Source organism: Pseudomonas sp. MB-090624 (assembly GCF_003205245.1).
Lineage (GTDB): Bacteria > Pseudomonadota > Gammaproteobacteria > Pseudomonadales > Pseudomonadaceae > Aquipseudomonas > Aquipseudomonas juntendi.
Genome location: NZ_QJRK01000079.1, coordinates 1 through 16,597, shown reverse-complemented (window position 1 = coordinate 16,597; position 16,597 = coordinate 1). Strand labels below are relative to the sequence as shown.

The 16,597-nt window shown below is 62.1% G+C and carries 18 protein-coding genes; 9 read left to right on the top strand and 9 right to left on the bottom strand.

The genetic code is table 11. From position 1 onward, the window contains the following. Both DMX12_RS29640 and tyrS read right to left on the bottom strand, forming a co-directional pair. Positions 1-223 (bottom strand): hypothetical protein (locus DMX12_RS29640; RefSeq protein ID WP_218277991.1); only part of this gene is annotated, 223 nt, incomplete at its 3' end. A gap of 230 nt (positions 224-453) precedes the next feature. Continuing rightward, positions 454-1,653 (bottom strand): tyrosine--tRNA ligase, encoded by a 1,200-nt coding sequence (gene tyrS, locus DMX12_RS27950; protein WP_110679997.1) that lies wholly within the window; start codon positions 1,651-1,653, stop codon positions 454-456. Positions 1,654-1,866: 213 nt separating this feature from the next. On the opposite strand from tyrS, the gene DMX12_RS27940 reads away from it, so the two are divergent. Beyond that, positions 1,867-3,288 carry a peptidoglycan DD-metalloendopeptidase family protein gene (locus tag DMX12_RS27940; RefSeq protein WP_009681266.1) on the top strand — a complete coding sequence of 474 codons (1,422 nt, stop codon included), beginning with the start codon at positions 1,867-1,869 and terminating at the stop codon, positions 3,286-3,288. Positions 3,289-3,291: 3 nt separating this feature from the next. Beyond that, positions 3,292-4,383 (top strand): anhydro-N-acetylmuramic acid kinase, encoded by a 1,092-nt coding sequence (locus tag DMX12_RS27935; protein WP_110679996.1) that lies wholly within the window; start codon positions 3,292-3,294, stop codon positions 4,381-4,383. A gap of 60 nt (positions 4,384-4,443) precedes the next feature. Here DMX12_RS27935 and erpA read toward each other — a convergent pair whose 3' ends face one another. Together erpA and argC are read right to left on the bottom strand one after the other, a co-directional pair. Further along, positions 4,444-4,794, bottom strand: coding sequence for an iron-sulfur cluster insertion protein ErpA (gene erpA / locus DMX12_RS27930; RefSeq protein ID WP_003255511.1), 351 nt, complete (start codon positions 4,792-4,794; stop codon positions 4,444-4,446). Positions 4,795-4,944: 150 nt separating this feature from the next. Beyond that, positions 4,945-5,979 (bottom strand): N-acetyl-gamma-glutamyl-phosphate reductase, encoded by a 1,035-nt coding sequence (argC, locus tag DMX12_RS27925; protein ID WP_009681264.1) that lies wholly within the window; start codon positions 5,977-5,979, stop codon positions 4,945-4,947. 142 nt (positions 5,980-6,121) lie between these two features. Between argC and hemJ the strand changes: the two genes are divergently transcribed. The 5 genes from hemJ to DMX12_RS27900 all read left to right on the top strand — a co-directional run bounded on the left by hemJ (position 6,122) and on the right by DMX12_RS27900 (position 9,629). Next, complete coding sequence (hemJ, locus tag DMX12_RS27920; protein WP_029887373.1) at positions 6,122-6,547, top strand: protoporphyrinogen oxidase HemJ; 426 nt, start codon at positions 6,122-6,124, stop codon at positions 6,545-6,547. 133 nt (positions 6,548-6,680) lie between these two features. Beyond that, positions 6,681-7,463, top strand: coding sequence for an SDR family oxidoreductase (locus tag DMX12_RS27915; RefSeq protein WP_054906027.1), 783 nt, complete (start codon positions 6,681-6,683; stop codon positions 7,461-7,463). 63 nt (positions 7,464-7,526) lie between these two features. Continuing rightward, positions 7,527-7,865, top strand: a complete 339-nt coding sequence (locus tag DMX12_RS27910) for a histidine triad nucleotide-binding protein (protein ID WP_110679995.1) — start codon at positions 7,527-7,529, stop codon at positions 7,863-7,865. A gap of 65 nt (positions 7,866-7,930) precedes the next feature. Beyond that, positions 7,931-8,578 (top strand): 2-polyprenyl-3-methyl-6-methoxy-1,4-benzoquinone monooxygenase, encoded by a 648-nt coding sequence (gene coq7, locus DMX12_RS27905; protein ID WP_029887376.1) that lies wholly within the window; start codon positions 7,931-7,933, stop codon positions 8,576-8,578. Positions 8,579-8,588: 10 nt separating this feature from the next. Beyond that, positions 8,589-9,629, top strand: a complete 1,041-nt coding sequence (locus tag DMX12_RS27900; protein WP_110679994.1) for a DUF2157 domain-containing protein — start codon at positions 8,589-8,591, stop codon at positions 9,627-9,629. Between the two features lie 39 nt (positions 9,630-9,668). Here the strand turns inward: DMX12_RS27900 and DMX12_RS27895 are convergent, their stop codons facing one another. Further along, the gene (locus DMX12_RS27895; RefSeq protein ID WP_004376171.1) at positions 9,669-10,091 is read right to left on the bottom strand and encodes an OsmC family protein; all 423 of its coding nucleotides are present in this window, start codon (positions 10,089-10,091) and stop codon (positions 9,669-9,671) included. A 189-nt stretch (positions 10,092-10,280) separates the two neighbouring features. Between DMX12_RS27895 and crp the strand changes: the two genes are divergently transcribed. Further along, entirely contained in the window at positions 10,281-10,925 is a 645-nt protein-coding gene (gene crp, locus DMX12_RS27890) for a cAMP-activated global transcriptional regulator CRP (protein ID WP_110679993.1), read from the top strand. On the opposite strand, the gene DMX12_RS27885 is transcribed toward crp, so the two are convergent. The 4 genes from DMX12_RS27885 to DMX12_RS27870 form a co-directional block, all read right to left on the bottom strand. Then, positions 10,922-11,626: a lipoate--protein ligase family protein gene (locus DMX12_RS27885; RefSeq protein WP_110679992.1), complete on the bottom strand. Its 705-nt coding sequence runs from the start codon at positions 11,624-11,626 to the stop codon at positions 10,922-10,924. The genes crp and DMX12_RS27885 overlap by 4 nt on opposite strands. 80 nt (positions 11,627-11,706) lie before the next feature. Then, positions 11,707-12,540: an indole-3-glycerol phosphate synthase TrpC gene (gene trpC, locus DMX12_RS27880; protein WP_110679991.1), complete on the bottom strand. Its 834-nt coding sequence runs from the start codon at positions 12,538-12,540 to the stop codon at positions 11,707-11,709. Beyond that, positions 12,537-13,586 (bottom strand): anthranilate phosphoribosyltransferase, encoded by a 1,050-nt coding sequence (gene trpD, locus DMX12_RS27875; RefSeq protein WP_110679990.1) that lies wholly within the window; start codon positions 13,584-13,586, stop codon positions 12,537-12,539. The genes trpC and trpD overlap by 4 nt, the downstream gene beginning before the upstream one ends. A 9-nt stretch (positions 13,587-13,595) precedes the next feature. Continuing rightward, complete coding sequence (locus tag DMX12_RS27870; protein ID WP_110679989.1) at positions 13,596-14,189, bottom strand: aminodeoxychorismate/anthranilate synthase component II; 594 nt, start codon at positions 14,187-14,189, stop codon at positions 13,596-13,598. A gap of 367 nt (positions 14,190-14,556) precedes the next feature. Between DMX12_RS27870 and estP the strand changes: the two genes are divergently transcribed. Beyond that, positions 14,557-16,446: an esterase EstP gene (gene estP, locus DMX12_RS27865; RefSeq protein ID WP_110679988.1), complete on the top strand. Its 1,890-nt coding sequence runs from the start codon at positions 14,557-14,559 to the stop codon at positions 16,444-16,446. Positions 16,447-16,597: the final 151 nt, after the last annotated feature.

Sequence of the window (16,597 nt, the reverse complement as noted above, 5' to 3'; positions counted from 1 at the left end):
AAGCACCCACACGAATTGCTTGATTCGATTTGTTAAAGAGCGGTTGGTTAAGAGTGTTTCGTCTCAACCGAGGCGCGCATTCTACGCTTTCCTCATTTGCTGTCAAGCGTTTATTTTGAAGTTTTTTGCGAGAAACTCGTTTAGCTTCAAACACTTGACTCGCTGCGATCTCTCGAAGCGGGAGGCGAATCATACAGCGTTTAGAAGCGCTGTCAACCATCATCTCAACCGCATTCGATCATTTGATCGTAGCCCTTACAGCGCCTTCCGAATCGGTTAACTCATTGAATTTCAAGGAGTTTGCCGTTCCGTTGTCGCTGGAAGTGGGGCGCATTATAAGGGGATTCGAGAGGGCGTCAACCTTTAATTCAAATAAACCTTCAGGGCGCTTGAAAAGCAAAGCGGGGAGGCCTTTCGGCCTCCCCGCTTCTATATAGCTCAACCGCCGGGCAATCACTCAGCCTTCAGCGTAACCCGCCCGAAGGACTTCTTACCCGCCTGGCACACATGCGTAGCACCCAGACTAAACAGGAAATCCTTGTCGACCACCACACCATCCACTTTCACTGCACCAGCACTCAGCAAGTCACGCGCCTGCGCCGAGTTCTTCACCAGGCCAGCACGGTTCAGAACCGCAGCGATAGGCAAGCCTTCCGCCGAAACCACCTCTACCTCCGGCAGGTCTTCAGGCAGCTCGCCTTCTTTCATACGGTTGCCCGCAGCACGGTGCGCATTGGCGGCAGCCTCCTCACCATGGAAACGCGCGACAATCTCTTCCGCCAGCTTGATCTTGATGTCTCGCGGGTTGGCGCCATTGGCCACATCGGCGCGGAACTGCTCGATCTCTTCCATGGAGCGGAAGCTCAGCAGCTCGAAGTAACGCCACATGAGCGTATCCGGGATCGACACCAGCTTGCTGTACATCACCCCCGGCGCTTCCTGGATACCGACATAGTTGCCCAGCGACTTGGACATTTTCTTCACACCGTCCAGCCCTTCGAGCAACGGCATGGTCACGATGTTCTGCGCTTCCTGGCCATAGGCACGCTGCAGTTCGCGCCCCATCAGCAGGTTGAACTTCTGGTCGGTACCACCCAGCTCGACGTCTGCTTTCAGCGCGACCGAATCGTAGCCCTGCACCAACGGGTAGAGGAACTCGTGAATGGCAATCGGCTGGTTGGTGGTGTAGCGCTTGTCGAAGTCATCGCGCTCGAGCATGCGCGCCACAGTGTACTGCGAGGCCAGGCGAATGAAGTCGGCCGGGGTCAGCTTGTCCATCCAGGTGGAGTTGAAGGCGACTTCGGTCTTGGCCGGATCAAGAATCTTGAATACCTGCTGCTTGTAGGTCTCGGCGTTGTCCAGCACCTGCTCACGAGTCAGCGGCGGACGCGTTGCGCTCTTGCCGCTTGGGTCGCCGATCATGCCGGTGAAGTCGCCGATCAGGAAGATGACCTGGTGGCCCAGCTCCTGGAACTGACGCAGCTTGTTGATCAGCACCGTGTGACCCAGGTGCAGGTCCGGGGCGGTCGGGTCGAAGCCGGCCTTGATGCGCAGAGGCTGGCCGCGCTTGAGCTTCTCAACCAGTTCCGACTCGACCAGTACTTCTTCCGCACCGCGCTTGATAAGCGCCAGCTGCTCTTCAACCGACTTCATAGACAAACCCGCAAGGCTCAGATTCAGGGGGAGCCAACCATACAAGATCGGCCGTCAAATACAAGTTTTGCAAAGGAATGTGACCCGGGCACAGGCTTGCGACGTCTACGCGCCCTTGCGTGAAAGTGGATTTGGTTATATTTTATACAGTTATTTCATCTTCATCATGTCATTCATCTATTCCATTTCACCTTTTTCAAAGTCACCTTACCCATGACCAACGAACCGCCTAAAGCGCCACCGCTTTATCCGAAGAGCCACCTGTTGGCCGCCAGCGGCATTGCCGCCCTGCTCAGCCTGGCTTTGCTGGTATTTCCGTCCAGCGAAGTGGAAGCCAAGAAAACCACCCTCAACCTCGAGCTGGAAAGCCCTGCCGAACAATTGAAGGACGAAGCCCGTGCTGCGCCCATGGTGCAGGCACAGGGTGAGCAAGGCTCACCTTTCGCCCAGATAGAAGCAGCCACACCCGAAACCCAGAAAGCCGAGCAGCCAACGCAAGACGCCAAACAGGTTGCCGAAGCCGCCAAGCAACCAGGCCACCGCGAAGTTACCGTAGCGCGCGGCGATACCCTGTCCACGCTGTTTGCCAAGGTCGGCCTGCCAGCCAATGCCGTGCACGACCTGCTGGCCAGCAACAAGCAGGCCAAGCAGTTCACCCAACTCAAGCACGGCCAGGTCCTGCAGTTCGAACTCGACAAGGATGGCCAACTGGCCAGCCTGCACAGCAAGGTCAGCAACCTTGAAACCATCAGCCTGAGCAAAAGCGCCAAAGGCTTTACCTTCAACCGTGAAATCAGCAAGCCGGTGGTGCGTACTGCCTATGCCCACGGGGTGATCAAAAGCTCGCTGTCAGCATCTGCCCAGCGTGCCGGCCTTTCCCACAGCATGACCATGGACATGGCGCGCGTGCTGGGCTACGACATCGACTTCGCCCAGGATATTCGCCCAGGCGACGAGTTCGACGTGGTCTACGAGCAGAAGGTGATGGATGGCAAGGTCGTCGGCACGGGCAATATCCTTTCGGCGCGCTTCACCAACCGTGGCAAAACCTACACTGCCGTGCGCTACACCAACAAGCAGGGCAACACTACCTACTACACTGCCGACGGCAACAGCCTGCGCAAAGCCTTCATCCGCACCCCGGTGGACTTCGCCCGTATCAGTTCGCGCTTCTCCGCCGGCCGCAAGCACCCGATCCTGAACAAGATTCGTGCGCACAAGGGCGTTGACTACGCAGCCCCACGCGGCACGCCTATCAAGGCAGCAGGCGACGGCCGCATCGAACTGGCCGGGCGCCGCGGCGGCTACGGCAACACCGTGATCATCCAGCACGGTAACCGCTACAAGACGCTGTATGGCCACATGCAGGGCTTTGCCAAAGGCATCAAGACCGGTAGCACCGTCAAGCAGGGCCAGATCATCGGTTACATCGGCACCACCGGCCTTTCCACCGGGCCGCATCTTCACTATGAGTTCCAGGTCAACGGCGTGCATGTCGACCCCCTGAGCCAGAAGGTGCCAATGGCCGACCCGATCGCCAAGAACGAGCGTCAACGCTTCTTGCAGCAGAGCCAGCCACTGATCGCCCGCATGGATCAGGAAAAGGCCACCCTGCTCGCCGCGAACAAGCGCTAAGCCATGGCGCTTTACCTGGGGGTGATGTCCGGTACCAGCCTGGATGGCCTGGACATCGCCTTGGTCGAACAAGGCGAGCAGCTTGAACTGCTCGCCACGCTCTACCTGCCAATGCCCGCCAGCCTGCGCCAGGACTTGCTTGCCCTGTGCAGCAGCGGCCCTGACGAAATCGCCCGGGCAGCATTGGCGGAAAATCACTGGGCTACCCTTGCGGCCGAGGGTATACGCCAGCTGCTCGCTCAGCAGGGCCTGCAGGCTGACGCCATACGCGCCATTGGTAGCCATGGTCAGACGGTCCGTCACGAACCCGCCCGCGGCTTCACCGTACAGATCGGTAACCCCGCGCTGCTCGCCGAGCTTACTGGTATCAGCGTGGTAGCCGACTTCCGCCGCCGCGATGTGGCCGCCGGCGGGCAAGGCGCGCCACTTGTCCCGGCCTTCCACGAAACCCTGTTCAGCCACCTGGGCCAACGGGTAGCGATTCTCAATGTGGGCGGTTTCAGCAACCTCAGCCTGATCGAGCGGGATGCACCGGTGCATGGCTTTGATTGTGGCCCAGGCAATGTTTTGCTGGATGCCTGGGTCGAGCGCAAACGCGGCCAGGCCTACGATGCCGACGGTGCCTGGGCTGCCACCGGCGTGGTGCAGGCCGATTTGCTGCACGCATTGATGAGCGACCCGTTCTTCGCGGGCAGCGGCCCCAAGAGTACCGGCCGTGAGGTGTTCAACCTGCCTTGGCTCGACCGCCACCTCGCCGGCCTGCCCGCCTACCGGGACGAGGATGTGCAGGCGACACTGCTGGAGTTGACCGCACGCAGCATCATCGACTCGCTGGAAAACGCGCAACAAGGCACCGAAGCACTGTTGGTCTGCGGTGGAGGCGCCCGCAACGGTGCGCTGATGGCCCGCCTCGGCCAACTGTTGCCCACTGCACGTGTTACAAGCACCAGCGCCCATGGCGTAGACCCTGACTGGGTCGAAGCCATGGCCTTCGCCTGGCTGGCCCATTGCTGCCTGGAGGGCATCGCCGCCAACCGCCCCAGCGTCACTGCCGCCAGGGGCCTACGCGTACTCGGCGCAATCTACCCGGCATGACACCCGGGCCAGAAAGCAAAACGCCGCGCAATTGCGCGGCGTTTTCGTATAGGCCCGAATTCAGATCGAGAACGACGACCCGCAACCGCAGGTGGTGGCGGCATTCGGGTTCTTGATCACAAAGCGCGAACCTTCCAGGCCTTCCTGGTAGTCCACTTCGGCACCGGCCAGGTACTGGAAGCTCATCGGGTCGACCACCAGGGAAACGCCTTCGCGCTCGACGATGGTGTCGTCTTCAGCCACGTCTTCATCGAAGGTGAAGCCGTACTGAAAGCCCGAGCAACCGCCCCCGGTCACGAACACCCGCAGCTTCAGACGTTCATTGCCTTCCTCATTGACCAGGTTCTTCACCTTCTGGGCTGCGCCATGGGTGAATTCCAGGCCGGTAGGGGTGAAGGTTTCGACGCTCATGTTGATTCTCCCGGCGCGGTAGCCGCCATATAACTCTCGATGACGCGCATTATCCGCTTTCCCGAGAAAATTGGTCAACAATACGTAAGCCGCAAGCGACAACCTACACGCCGCAAGCTCCACCCGCAGGGGTGTTGCTCGCGGCTTCTGTCACGGCAGCAAGCCTGCGTGGGACAGGCCCATGCGCTCATCCAGGCCAAACAGGATGTTGAGGTTCTGCACTGCCTGCCCCGAAGCCCCCTTCACCAGGTTGTCGATCACCGAGAGCACCACTACCAGGTCCCCGCCCTGCGGGCGATGAACGGCAATGCGGCAAACGTTGGCACCGCGCACGCTGCGGGTCTCCGGGTGGCTACCGGCCGGCATCACGTCGACGAACGGCTCATCGGCGTAGCGTTTCTCGAACAGCGCCTGCAGGTCGACCGAAGTATCGGCCACGTTCGCGTACAGGGTAGCGTGGATACCACGGATCATCGGTGTCAGGTGCGGCACGAACGTCAGGCCGATGTCCTTGCCGGCCGCCTGGCGCAGGCCCTGGCTGATTTCCGGCAGGTGGCGATGGCCCTTGACGGCATAGGCCTTCATGCTTTCACCGGCTTCGCAGAACAGCGAACCCACTGCCGCACCACGCCCGGCGCCGCTGACACCCGACTTGCAGTCGGCGATCAGTCGCGCGGGGTCGGCCAGGCCCGCTTCCAGTAACGGCAGGAAACCGAGCTGGGTGGCGGTCGGGTAGCAACCCGGCACGGCAATCAGGCGCGCCTGACGAATCTTCTCGCGGTTCACTTCCGGCAGGCCATACACGGCATCCTTGAGCAGTTCAGGCGCACCATGCGGCTGACCGTACCACTTGCCCCACTCGGTGGCATCCTGCAGACGGAAGTCAGCCGACAGGTCGATCACCTTGGTACCCGCCGCCAGCAATTCGCCGGCCAGTGCGTGGGCAACGCCATGCGGTGTGGCGAAGAACACGACGTCGCAAGCAGCCAGGGCCTTGCTGTCGGGTACGCTGAACGCCAGCCCGTCATAGTGGCCGCGCAGGTTCGGGTACATGTCTGCCACCGCCACGCCCGCCTCCGAGCGCGAAGTGATGACCGCCACTTCGGCCTGTGGATGCTGTGCCAGCAGACGCAACAGTTCGACGCCGGTGTAACCGGTGCCGCCAACAATACCGACCTTGATCATAACGCTTGCCCCTTATCAACGAGCCGTCTGGAAAGCGCACGATAATAGGGGCGCGAGGCGCCTGTAACAACTCTTCGGGTGTCCCTTCCGGCGCCCGACCACTACTATCTGACGACCGTGATTACCTGAAGGAAGACCCTCCATGCTTTACCTATGGATCAAAGCGCTGCATATCGTCAGCGTAGTCTGCTGGTTCGCCGGCCTGTTCTATCTGCCGCGGCTGTTCGTCTACCACGCCCAGAGCCAGGACAGCATCAGCCAGGAACGCTTCGTGACCATGGAGCGCAAGCTCTACCGCGGCATCATGAACCCGGCAATGATCGCCACCTATGTGTTTGGCGCCTGGATGCTCTACCTCAACCCCGGCTGGCTGAGCCAGGGCTGGCTGCATGCCAAGCTGACCCTGGTGATCCTGCTCACCGGCTACCATCACGTGTGTGGCGCACAGCGCAAACGCTTCGCCAGCGGCACCAATACACGCAGCCACGTCTATTATCGCTGGTTCAACGAAGTGCCCGTGCTCATCCTGCTGGGCATCGTGATTCTGGTGGTGGTCAAGCCGTTCTGACACAGCCACCTCAACTGTCAGCAAGCCCTGCCGCGCTGCCAGGCCATTGGCCCCCGGGCCTTGTAGCAAAACGCAGCACCTGGCACGGGCAAGCTGTACACTAGGCGCCCTCTTCCGCCCCCAGGAGCCTTGCATGTCCCGTTACGCCATGATCACTGGTGCTTCCAGCGGCCTGGGCCTGGCCCTGGCGGAAGCGCTGGCACGGCGTGGACGCAACCTGATCCTGGTGGCACGCCAGCGCGAAACGCTGGAACCGGTCGCCCTCGAGCTGACCCAACGCTTTGGCGTAGAGGTACTGTTCCGCGCCTGCGACCTCAGCCAGCCGCTGCGCCTTTCAGGTTTCGTGCTGGAGCTGGAAGAAGGCGAGCGGCGCATCGACCTGCTGGTCAACTGCGCCGGTTTGCGCACCTACGGCCCGTTCCTGGCCCATGAGTGGGCCGACGAGCAAGACCTGCTCGAGGTCAACGTGCTGGCCATGAGCCGGCTATGCCATGCAATCGGCAACCTGATGGCCGTGCAGGGTGGCGGGCAGATCCTCAACGTTGCAGGCCTGGCCGGGGTCGCACCTGGGCCGTGGATGGCGGCCTATGCCGCCAGCAAAGCCTACGTGCTGAGCTTTTCCCAGGCACTGCGCGAGGAGCTCAAGCGCGCCGGCATCAAGGTCTCGGTACTGTGCCCCGGCCCGGTACGCTCTGCACGGCGGCGCATCCCCCGCCTGGATGGCAAGCCACGCTGCCTGAGCCCCGAAGAAGTAGCCCTGTACACGGTCCGGGCGCTGGACAAGAACCGCGCCCTGATCATGCCAGGGCGGCGCAACCGCTGGCTAGCCTTCGCCCCCCGCCTGCTGCCACGCTGGCTGGTGCGCAAACTGGCCGGCGCCATTCACCGCCGCTATTGCCCGGCCGGCATGGAATAGCCACTGGGCGATTGGCGCCTGGCTGAGTACACTCGGCCCGACCCTCACCATGGAGCAAGTGCTGTGGACGATTTATTCATCAAGATCATCAACCGGGAAATCCCGGCGAAGATCATTTACGAGGACGACCAGGTTCTGGTGTTCCACGATATCGCCCCTCAGGCGCCCGTGCACTTTTTGGTTATCCCTAAAAAGCACATCCGCACCCTCAACGACCTGACCGAAGAGGACAAAGGCCTGGCTGGCCATATCCTGTTCACCGCCCAGCGCCTGGCCAAGGAACTTGGCTGTGATGACGGTTTCCGCGTGGTCATGAACTGCAACGAGCAGGGCGGCCAGACCGTCTACCACATCCATATGCACGTGCTCGGCCAGCGCCAGATGAACTGGCCGCCGGGCTGATCCACGGCAAGCGACCCCGCCGCTATTGCGGTAAACTCTCGGGCACATTCTTGCGGAGGTGCCCGATGGCTACCGAACGTCACTATTCGCCGCTCGACCGCTTGTTGCTGCAGGCCGATACCGCCATGCGCACCTTGCTGCCCTTCAGCGGCCAACCCGCCCGGCCGTCACCGGCCATCATCCAGCCAGACGCCAACCTGGACGAACAGCAAACCCGCCACATTGCCGGGCTGATGCGCATCAACCATACCGGTGAAGTCTGCGCCCAGGCCCTGTACCAGGGTCAGGCCCTGACGGCCAAGCTGCCCGAAGTGCGCAAGGCCATGGAACATGCCGCCGAGGAAGAAATCGACCACCTGGCGTGGTGCGAGCAACGCATTCGCCAGCTGAACAGCCACCCAAGTGTGCTCAACCCTCTGTTCTATGGCATGTCCTTCGGCATCGGCGCACTGGCCGGGCTGGTCAGCGACAAGGTCAGCCTGGGTTTCGTCGCCGCCACCGAGCACCAGGTGTGCAAGCACCTGGACGAGCACCTTGAGCAGCTGCCGCAAGAAGACGAAAAGTCCCGCGCCATTCTCGAACAGATGCGCGTCGACGAAGAGCAGCACGCCGAGTCCGCCCTGGAAGCCGGTGGCTACCGTTTCCCTGCTCCTGTGCGCTTCGGTATGAGCTTGCTGGCCAAGGTCATGACCAAGAGCACCTACCGTATCTGAAGGTAGCCCCATGACGGACCGAATCGACGCCAAGGACCTGGCGCGTGCCGTGCAAGCCGGCGTTCTCCAGCCTGGCCAGGACCAGGCCCTGCTGGCGTTCCTGCGCCAGCAACCGCCAGCACGCGGTACCTTTCAGCTGGCCCATGTCGCCTTCTACTTCGGCGCCATGCTGATCATGGCGGCCATGGGCTGGTTGCTCACCGAGGCCTGGATGAGCATCGGCGACGCCGCACTGCTGGGCATCGCCAGCCTGTACATCGGGCTGATCACCTTGTTTGCCCTCAACTTGCAGCGGCGTGCGCAACCCGTAGCCGCCGGGGTACTGGCCGCCGTCGCGGTCAGTATCGTGCCGCTGGCAGTGTTCGCCATCGAACGCTTGGCGGGTTGGTGGCCAATGGATGACACCCAGGCCAACTACCACCACTACTACACCTACGTGCAAGGCGGCTGGCTGGTGATGGAGGCGGCCACGGTAGTGGCCGGTTTGCTGATGCTGCGGTTGGTCCCCTACCCGTTCATCGTCATGCCGATCGCCGTGGCCCTATGGTTCATGTCGATGGACCTGACTGAGTGGTTCTTCGGCTCGCCGTTCAGCTGGGCGCAGCGCCGTGAGGTTTCGCTGTGGTTCGGCCTGGGAATGCTGGTGGTGTTCCTGCTGGTGGACGGCCGTACACGCGAGGACTATGCCCGCTGGGGGTACCTGGCAGGGCTGGCGGCATTCTGGGGCGGGCTGACGCTACTGGACAGCGGCAGCGAGCTGGGCAAGGCGCTGTACTGCCTGATAAACATTGCGCTGATGGGCATGGCAGTGCTGCTGCGCCGGCCGGTGTTCATGGTGTTCGGCGCGCTGGGGGTTGCGGCCTACCTGGGCTACCTGGCGTATGAGGTATTCGCGCAATCGCTGCTGTTCCCGGTCGTGGTGACGCTGATCGGGCTGGGGGTCATCTGGCTGGGGCTGGTCTACCAGAAGCGCCGGGAGCAGTTGAGCCGCGCAATGCGCAGCGGCTTGCCGGCATGGCTTCGCTCTGCATTACCGGCACTGCGCAGCTGATGGTATCGGGGCCGCTTTGCGGCCCCAAAAAACCCGGCTTCAACCCAACTCTACAATCTCGTACCCGTGGGTAATCTCGACCCCGGCACGCTCGAGCATGATCGACGCAGAGCAGTACTTCTCTGCCGACAGCTCTACCGCGCGCTTGACCTGCGCTTCTTTCAGCCCGCGCCCCTTAACGACGAAGTTCATGTGGATCTTGGTGAACACTTTCGGGTCTTCACTGGCGCGCTCGGCTTCCAGAAACGCCTCGCAGCTCTCCACCGCCTGGCGCGACTTCTTCAGAATGCTGACCACGTCAAAGCTGCTGCAGCCACCCAACCCCAACAGCAGCATCTCCATAGGGCGCACACCCAGGTTGCGGCCGCCGGCCTCGGGCGGGCCATCCATCACGACGACATGGCCGCTGCCCGATTCGCCGAGAAACATTGCCTCACCGGCCCACTGGATACGTGCCTTCATCTACCTGGACTCCTGATATTCGGAAAAGGGTGTCAGCTTAGACCTTGTGTGGCTGTGGGAAAAGTACGAGAGGACTCGGTTTAGTACCGAAACATCTTGTAGTGTCTGATAAGCTGGCGCCAAATGACTGGCGCCTGCCGCTGTCGATTTACAAAAATACCCAAGCCTCGTATCGAACAGGACTTCGTGATGGTTGCCTCTGCCCTACCCGCAAAGATCAAGAACATCGACAAGTTGCTGGTGCACTGCCAGCGCCGCCGCTTCACCGCAAAAAGCAACATCATCTGCGCTGGCGACCGGGCCGAAACACTGTCGTTCATCATCAAGGGGTCGGTCACCATCATCATCGAAGACGATGACGGTCATGAAATGATCATCGCCTACCTCAACCCGGGCGATTTCTTTGGCGAGCTGGGGCTGTTCGAGCCCGTTAAGGGTGAGCAGCAGCGCAGCGCCTGGGTACGGGCGAAGACGGAATGCGAAGTGGCCGAGATCAGTTACGAGAAATTTCGCGAAGTGGCGCGCCAGGACCCGGAAATTCTCTACGCCCTGGGCAGCCAGATGGCCCAACGCCTTCGTAATACCACACGCAAGGTCGGCGACCTGGCGTTCTTCGACGTAACCGGCCGCGTCGCCCGCTGCCTGCTGGAGCTGTGCAAGCAGCCCGACGCCATGACCCATCCGGATGGCATGCAGATCAAGATCACCCGCCAGGAAATCGGCCGCATCGTCGGTTGCTCGCGGGAAATGGTCGGCCGCGTGCTGAAAGACCTCGAAGAGCGCAGCCTGGTCCATGTCAAAGGCAAGACCATGGTGGTCTACGGTACCCGCTAATCCCTGGGCAGGTCGGCCAAGACCTTGGCGTAAGCTTGCGAGAGGCGCTGGAACCAGGGCACTGCGGGCGCCACTTCGTGCAAGGCAATGTGTGCGTCGGCGCGGCAACGCTGCTCCAGCTCGCAGCATTCGTTGAAACGGTTGACCGCCGCCACCATCGCCTCACGTTCGTTGTCCAGCAACAACGCGCCGTGCACCAGTACCACCGGGCGTTTGCCGCCCAGGCCCTGGCGCCAGCGCTGGGCGGTACCGACCAGCTTGCGGCCGTTGAGGTTGACGTTGTAGCGGCCATCGCAGAAGGCGCCGTCGATTTCCCCCACCGACGCTACCCCGCCCCACTCGCGCAACACATCGCACAGTGGCAGGCACAGGCGCTCATAAGCGGTTTCGATGCGGCCATGGTCGCCTTCGCTGCGCGGCGCGGCATAGACCAGCGCCACGTTCACGGTGGCATGCGACTGCGGTACCGGCTCACCACCGGTTTCACGCAGCAGTACCGGCCAGCCGGCGATCGCCAGCTCTGCGCAGGCTGTTTCGAAATTGGCCAACCGGCTCATGCGCCGGGGCATGACCAAGGCATGGTCAGTGGGGCGCCAGAACAGCACACCACGCTCGCGTTCACCACGGCAAACGGCGGCCAGCAGGTCCTGCTCGGCGTGCAAGCCCTGCTCGACGGTCAGGGCCAGGGGTTGATCGCTCATCGCTCCACCTTGGTTGTTGTTTTCAAGGGCCTCTTGCCGGGCCTGTAAAAAAGCCGGCAATCACGCCGGCTTCATTGCAATCAGTCCAGTTGCTGAACAGTTTTCTTCACCTGGTCCGGGAAGAACAGCCGCTGCAGCTCCAGCCCAGGTTGTTCGGCGCGCATGAATGCCTCACCCACCAGGAACGAATAAACGTCGTTGATCGCCATCAGCTCGACATCGGCCCGGTTCAAGATACCGCTCTCGGTAATTGCCAGGCGATCACGCGGTATGCGCGGCAGCAGGTCGAGGGTGGTTTCCAGGCTGACTTCAAAGGTGTGCAGGTTGCGGTTGTTCACGCCCACCAGCGGTGTATCCAGGGTTTTCAGCGCACGCTCCAGCTCATCGCCATCGTGCACTTCTACCAGTACATCGAGGCCGACGTCCTTGGCGGTGGCGGCCAGTTCGGCCATCCTCACGTCATCCAGCGCCGACACGATCAGCAGCACGCAGTCCGCACCCAAGGCCCGCGCTTCGACGATCTGGTAGGGGTGGATCATGAAATCCTTGCGGATCACAGGCAGGGAAACCGCCGCACGAGCCTGCTGCAAGTACTCATCGGCACCCAGGAAGTAGTCCACATCGGTCAGCACCGACAGGCAGGTAGCACCGCCCTTCTCATAGCTGACAGCGATTTCCGCCGGCTTGAAGTCTTCACGGATCACGCCCTTGCTGGGCGAGGCCTTCTTGATTTCGGCAATCACCGCAGGCTGCTTGCGCTTGGCCTGCTCGATCAAGGCATTGGCAAAGCCCCGGGGGGCGTCAGCGGCCTTGGCCAGGCCCTCCAGTTCGCGAAGGCTGACCCGCGCGCTGCGCTCGGCCACTTCCTGGAACTTGCGGGCAATGATCTTTTCCAGCACCGTCGGCACGCTCATGCTTCGTTCTCCACCTTGAATACTGCAGTAAATGCACCCAGTTCCTGCAGCTTTTCCCAGGCCAGGCCGGTGTGCAGTACGTCATGGGCCAGTTCCACACCGGCTTTCAGGCTCATGGCATGGTCAGCGGCATACAGCGCCGCACCGGCATTGAGCACGATCATCTCGGCAGCTTTCTGGCCGTTTTCAGTCTTGCGCCGGCCCAGTGCATCACGGATCAGTTCCAGTGACGCCTGCGGGCTCTCGACGGCCAGGCCATGCAGGCTCTGGCTTTTCATGCCGAGGTCTTCCGGCTCGACCCAGTATTCGGTGATCTCGTCGTTCTTCAGCTCGGCCACAAAAGTGGGGGCAGCCAGGCTGAACTCATCCAGGCCATCCTTCGAGTGCACCACCAGCACATGCTTGCTGCCCAGGCGTTGCAGCACCTCGGCCAACGGCCGGCACAGGGCCTGAGCGAACACGCCGACCACCTGGTGTTTCACCCCGGCCGGATTCGTAAGCGGGCCGAGCATGTTGAACAGGGTACGCATACCCAGCTCGCGGCGCGGGCCAGCGGCGTGCTTCATTGCCGAGTGATGGCTTTGCGCGAACATGAAGCCGATCCCCAGGCTGTCGATGCAGCGGCCCACCTGCGTTGGCGTCAGGTTCAGGTAGATACCGGCAGCTTCCAGCAAGTCGGCACTGCCGCTCTTGCCCGACACCGCGCGGTTGCCATGCTTGGCCACTGGGCAGCCCGCCGCCGCCAGCACGAACGACGAAGCGGTGGAAACGTTGAAGATGTTGGCACCGTCACCGCCGGTACCGACGATATCCACCACACCCTCCAGGCTCTGCAGTTCGACCTTGTCGGCCAGCTCGCGCATCACCGATACCGCGCCCACGATCTCGTCGATGCTCTCGCTTTTCATGCGCATGCCCATCAGGAAGGCGCCGATCTGCGCATCGCTGCACTGGCCTGTCATGATCTGGCGCATCACATCGCGCATTTCTTCGGTCGAAAGGTCCAGCTGGCCAACGATACGGCTCAGCGCGCTTTTGATATCCATATTCAATCCTTAGCGGCGGCCGCCGGTCTGCTTGAGGAAGTTGGCGAACAGCTCGTGGCCCTGCTCGGTGAGGATCGACTCAGGGTGGAACTGCACCCCTTCGATGTTCAGCGTTTTGTGGCGCAGGCCCATGATCTCGTCGACCGAACCATCTGCATGGGCCGTCCAGGCGGTCACTTCCAGGCAGTCAGGCAGGGTGTCGCGCTTGACCACCAGCGAGTGGTAGCGGGTCACCGTCAGCGGGTTGTTGAGGCCGGCAAACACGCCGAGGTCGCGGTGGAGTACCGGGCTGGTCTTGCCATGCATCACCTGACGAGCCCGGACCACGTCACCGCCAAAGGCCTGGCCGATGGACTGGTGGCCCAGGCATACGCCGAGGATCGGCAGCTTGCCGGCGAAATGCAGGATGGCCTCGATGGACACGCCCGCCTCGCTCGGCGTGCACGGGCCAGGGGAGACGACGATCCGCTCGGGGTTCAGGGCTTCGATCTGGGCGATGGTCAGTTCGTCATTGCGAATGACCTTGACCTCGGCACCCAGCTCGCCAAGGTACTGCACAACGTTGTAAGTAAATGAGTCGTAGTTGTCGATCATCAGTAACATGGTGTTAAACCTCTTGAACTTACTGACTTCAAATTCGAACCTCCCTCTGCCCGCCATAGCGGTGGCTGTGCCACTTGAGGGCGAGGAACAGGAAGGCAAACAGGGGCGGGCCGGACTGGCCGGCAGGGGATAAAGTCAGGCGCGCCAACGCCAACGGGCGTGGGCCTTGATTACGCGCATCAAGAGTTTGCTGACGATCAACACAGGGTAGGTCTCGCTCATACGTCACGGCACAGTAGCCTACCGGCGCGGCGGGCGCAATATGCCTGTAAACACGGGGAAACGAATGGACTTGGGAGCGAAGCCCCACGATTTGCTAATGTCGATCAGGTTGTTCTCATAAAAACAAAGAAAAGGATGTTCCGCGATGAGAAAAGCTCCACTTTTGCGCTTTGCCTTCGCTTCATTAGCCCTGGCCTGCAGCCAGGCCTTTGCCGCCCCCTCGCCCTATTCCACGCTGATCATATTCGGCGACAGTCTGGCAGATGCCGGGCAGTTCCCCGACCTGACAGGTGGCACCTCCGGCGCCCGCTTCACCAACCGTGATGCCGACGGCAATTTTGCCCCGGTGTCGCCGATGATCCTCGGTGGGCGGTTGGGCATCGACCCCAACGCGCTGAACCCCTCCACCTCGGTCGGTGTTCGCCCCGACGGCAACAACTGGGCGGTAGGGGGCTACACCACGCAACAGATTCTTGATTCGATCACCGAAACCTCCAGAACCGTCATTCCACCCGGCAACCCAGGCGCCGGGACGGTGTTGCGAGAGAAGCCTGGCTACCTGGCCAACGGGCTGCGCGCCGACCCCAATGCCCTGTACTACCTGACCGGCGGCGGCAACGACTTTCTGCAAGGCCTGGTCAACAGCCCGGCCGACGCAGTGGCGGCCGGTGCTCGGCTGGCCGCCAGCGCTCAGGCCCTGCAACAAGGCGGCGCACGCTACATCATGGTCTGGCTGCTACCCGACCTTGGCCAAACACCGAACTTCAGCGGCACGCCGCAACAGAACCCGCTCTCGTTGCTGTCCGGGGCGTTCAATCAATCGCTGCTGGGCCAGCTGAGGCAGATCGATGCCCAGGTCATCCCCCTGAACATCCCTGTGTTGCTGAGCGAGGCCTTGGCCAGCCCCAGCCAGTTCGGCCTGGCACCTGACCAGAACCTGGTCGGCACTTGCTACAGCGGGCAAGGCTGCGTGGGCAACCCGGTCCATGGCATCGACGGCACCACGCCAGACCCGACCCGGCTACTGTTCAACGATTCGGTGCACCCGACCATCGCCGGCCAGCAACTGATTGCCGATTACGCCTACTCGATCCTGTCCGCGCCATGGGAACTGTCCCTGCTGCCGGAAATGGCCCACGCCAGCCTGCGTGCCCACCAGGATGAATTGCGCAGCCAATGGCAAACGCCATGGCAGGCGATCGGCCAGTGGCAAGCGTTTGTCAGCAGCGGCGCCCAGGACCTGGACTTCGACAGCCAGGGCAGCGCGGCCAGCGGCGATGGTCGGGGGTACAACCTGACCGTGGGTGGCAGCTACCGCCTTAACGATGCCTGGCGCCTGGGGCTCGCGGGCGGCGTCTACCGGCAGAAACTGGAAGCAGGCGCGCAAGATTCGGACTACAAGCTCGACAGCTACCTGGCCAGCGCCTTCGCCCAGTACCGGCAGGACCGCTGGTGGGCCGATGCAGCGCTGACAGCCGGGCACCTGGACTACAGCGACCTCAAGCGCACCTTTGCCCTGGGTGTGAACGAGCGTAGCGAAAAGGGCGACACCGACGGTGAAGCCTGGGCGATGTCCGCACGGCTGGGCTACAACCTGGCGGCGGACAGCAGCAACTGGCAACTGGCGCCATTCATCAGCGCCGACTATGCGCGGGTCAAGGTGGACGGCTACGACGAGAAGAGCGGGCGCTCCACAGCCCTGGGTTTCGATGACCAGGAGCGCACGTCACGCCGCCTGGGCGTGGGGCTGCTGGGCAGCGTGCAGGTGCTGCCCTCTACCCGGCTGTTCGCCGAGGTGGCGCAAGAGCATGAGTTCGAGGATGACCAGCAGGACGTGACCATGCACCTGACCAGCTTGCCGGCGAATGACTTCACCCTGACCGGGTATACGCCGCACAGCGACCTGACCCGGGCCAGCCTGGGGGTAAGCCATGAAGTGGTGGCGGGGGTGCATTTGCGCGGCAACTACAACTGGCGCAAGAGTGATGAGCTGACGCAGCAGGGGGTGAGTCTGGGGGTTAGCGTCGATTTCTAAGCCAGCCTGTACCGGCCCCATCGCGGCAAGCCAGCTCCCACGGGGATCGCATCAGGGCTGACAGGTGTTTGCCACAAGGTATGCAGCGCCTGTTAGAGCGAGCGCCGCCCGCGCGGCGCATCGCGAGCTGCGCTCGCTCCTACGTTTGTTT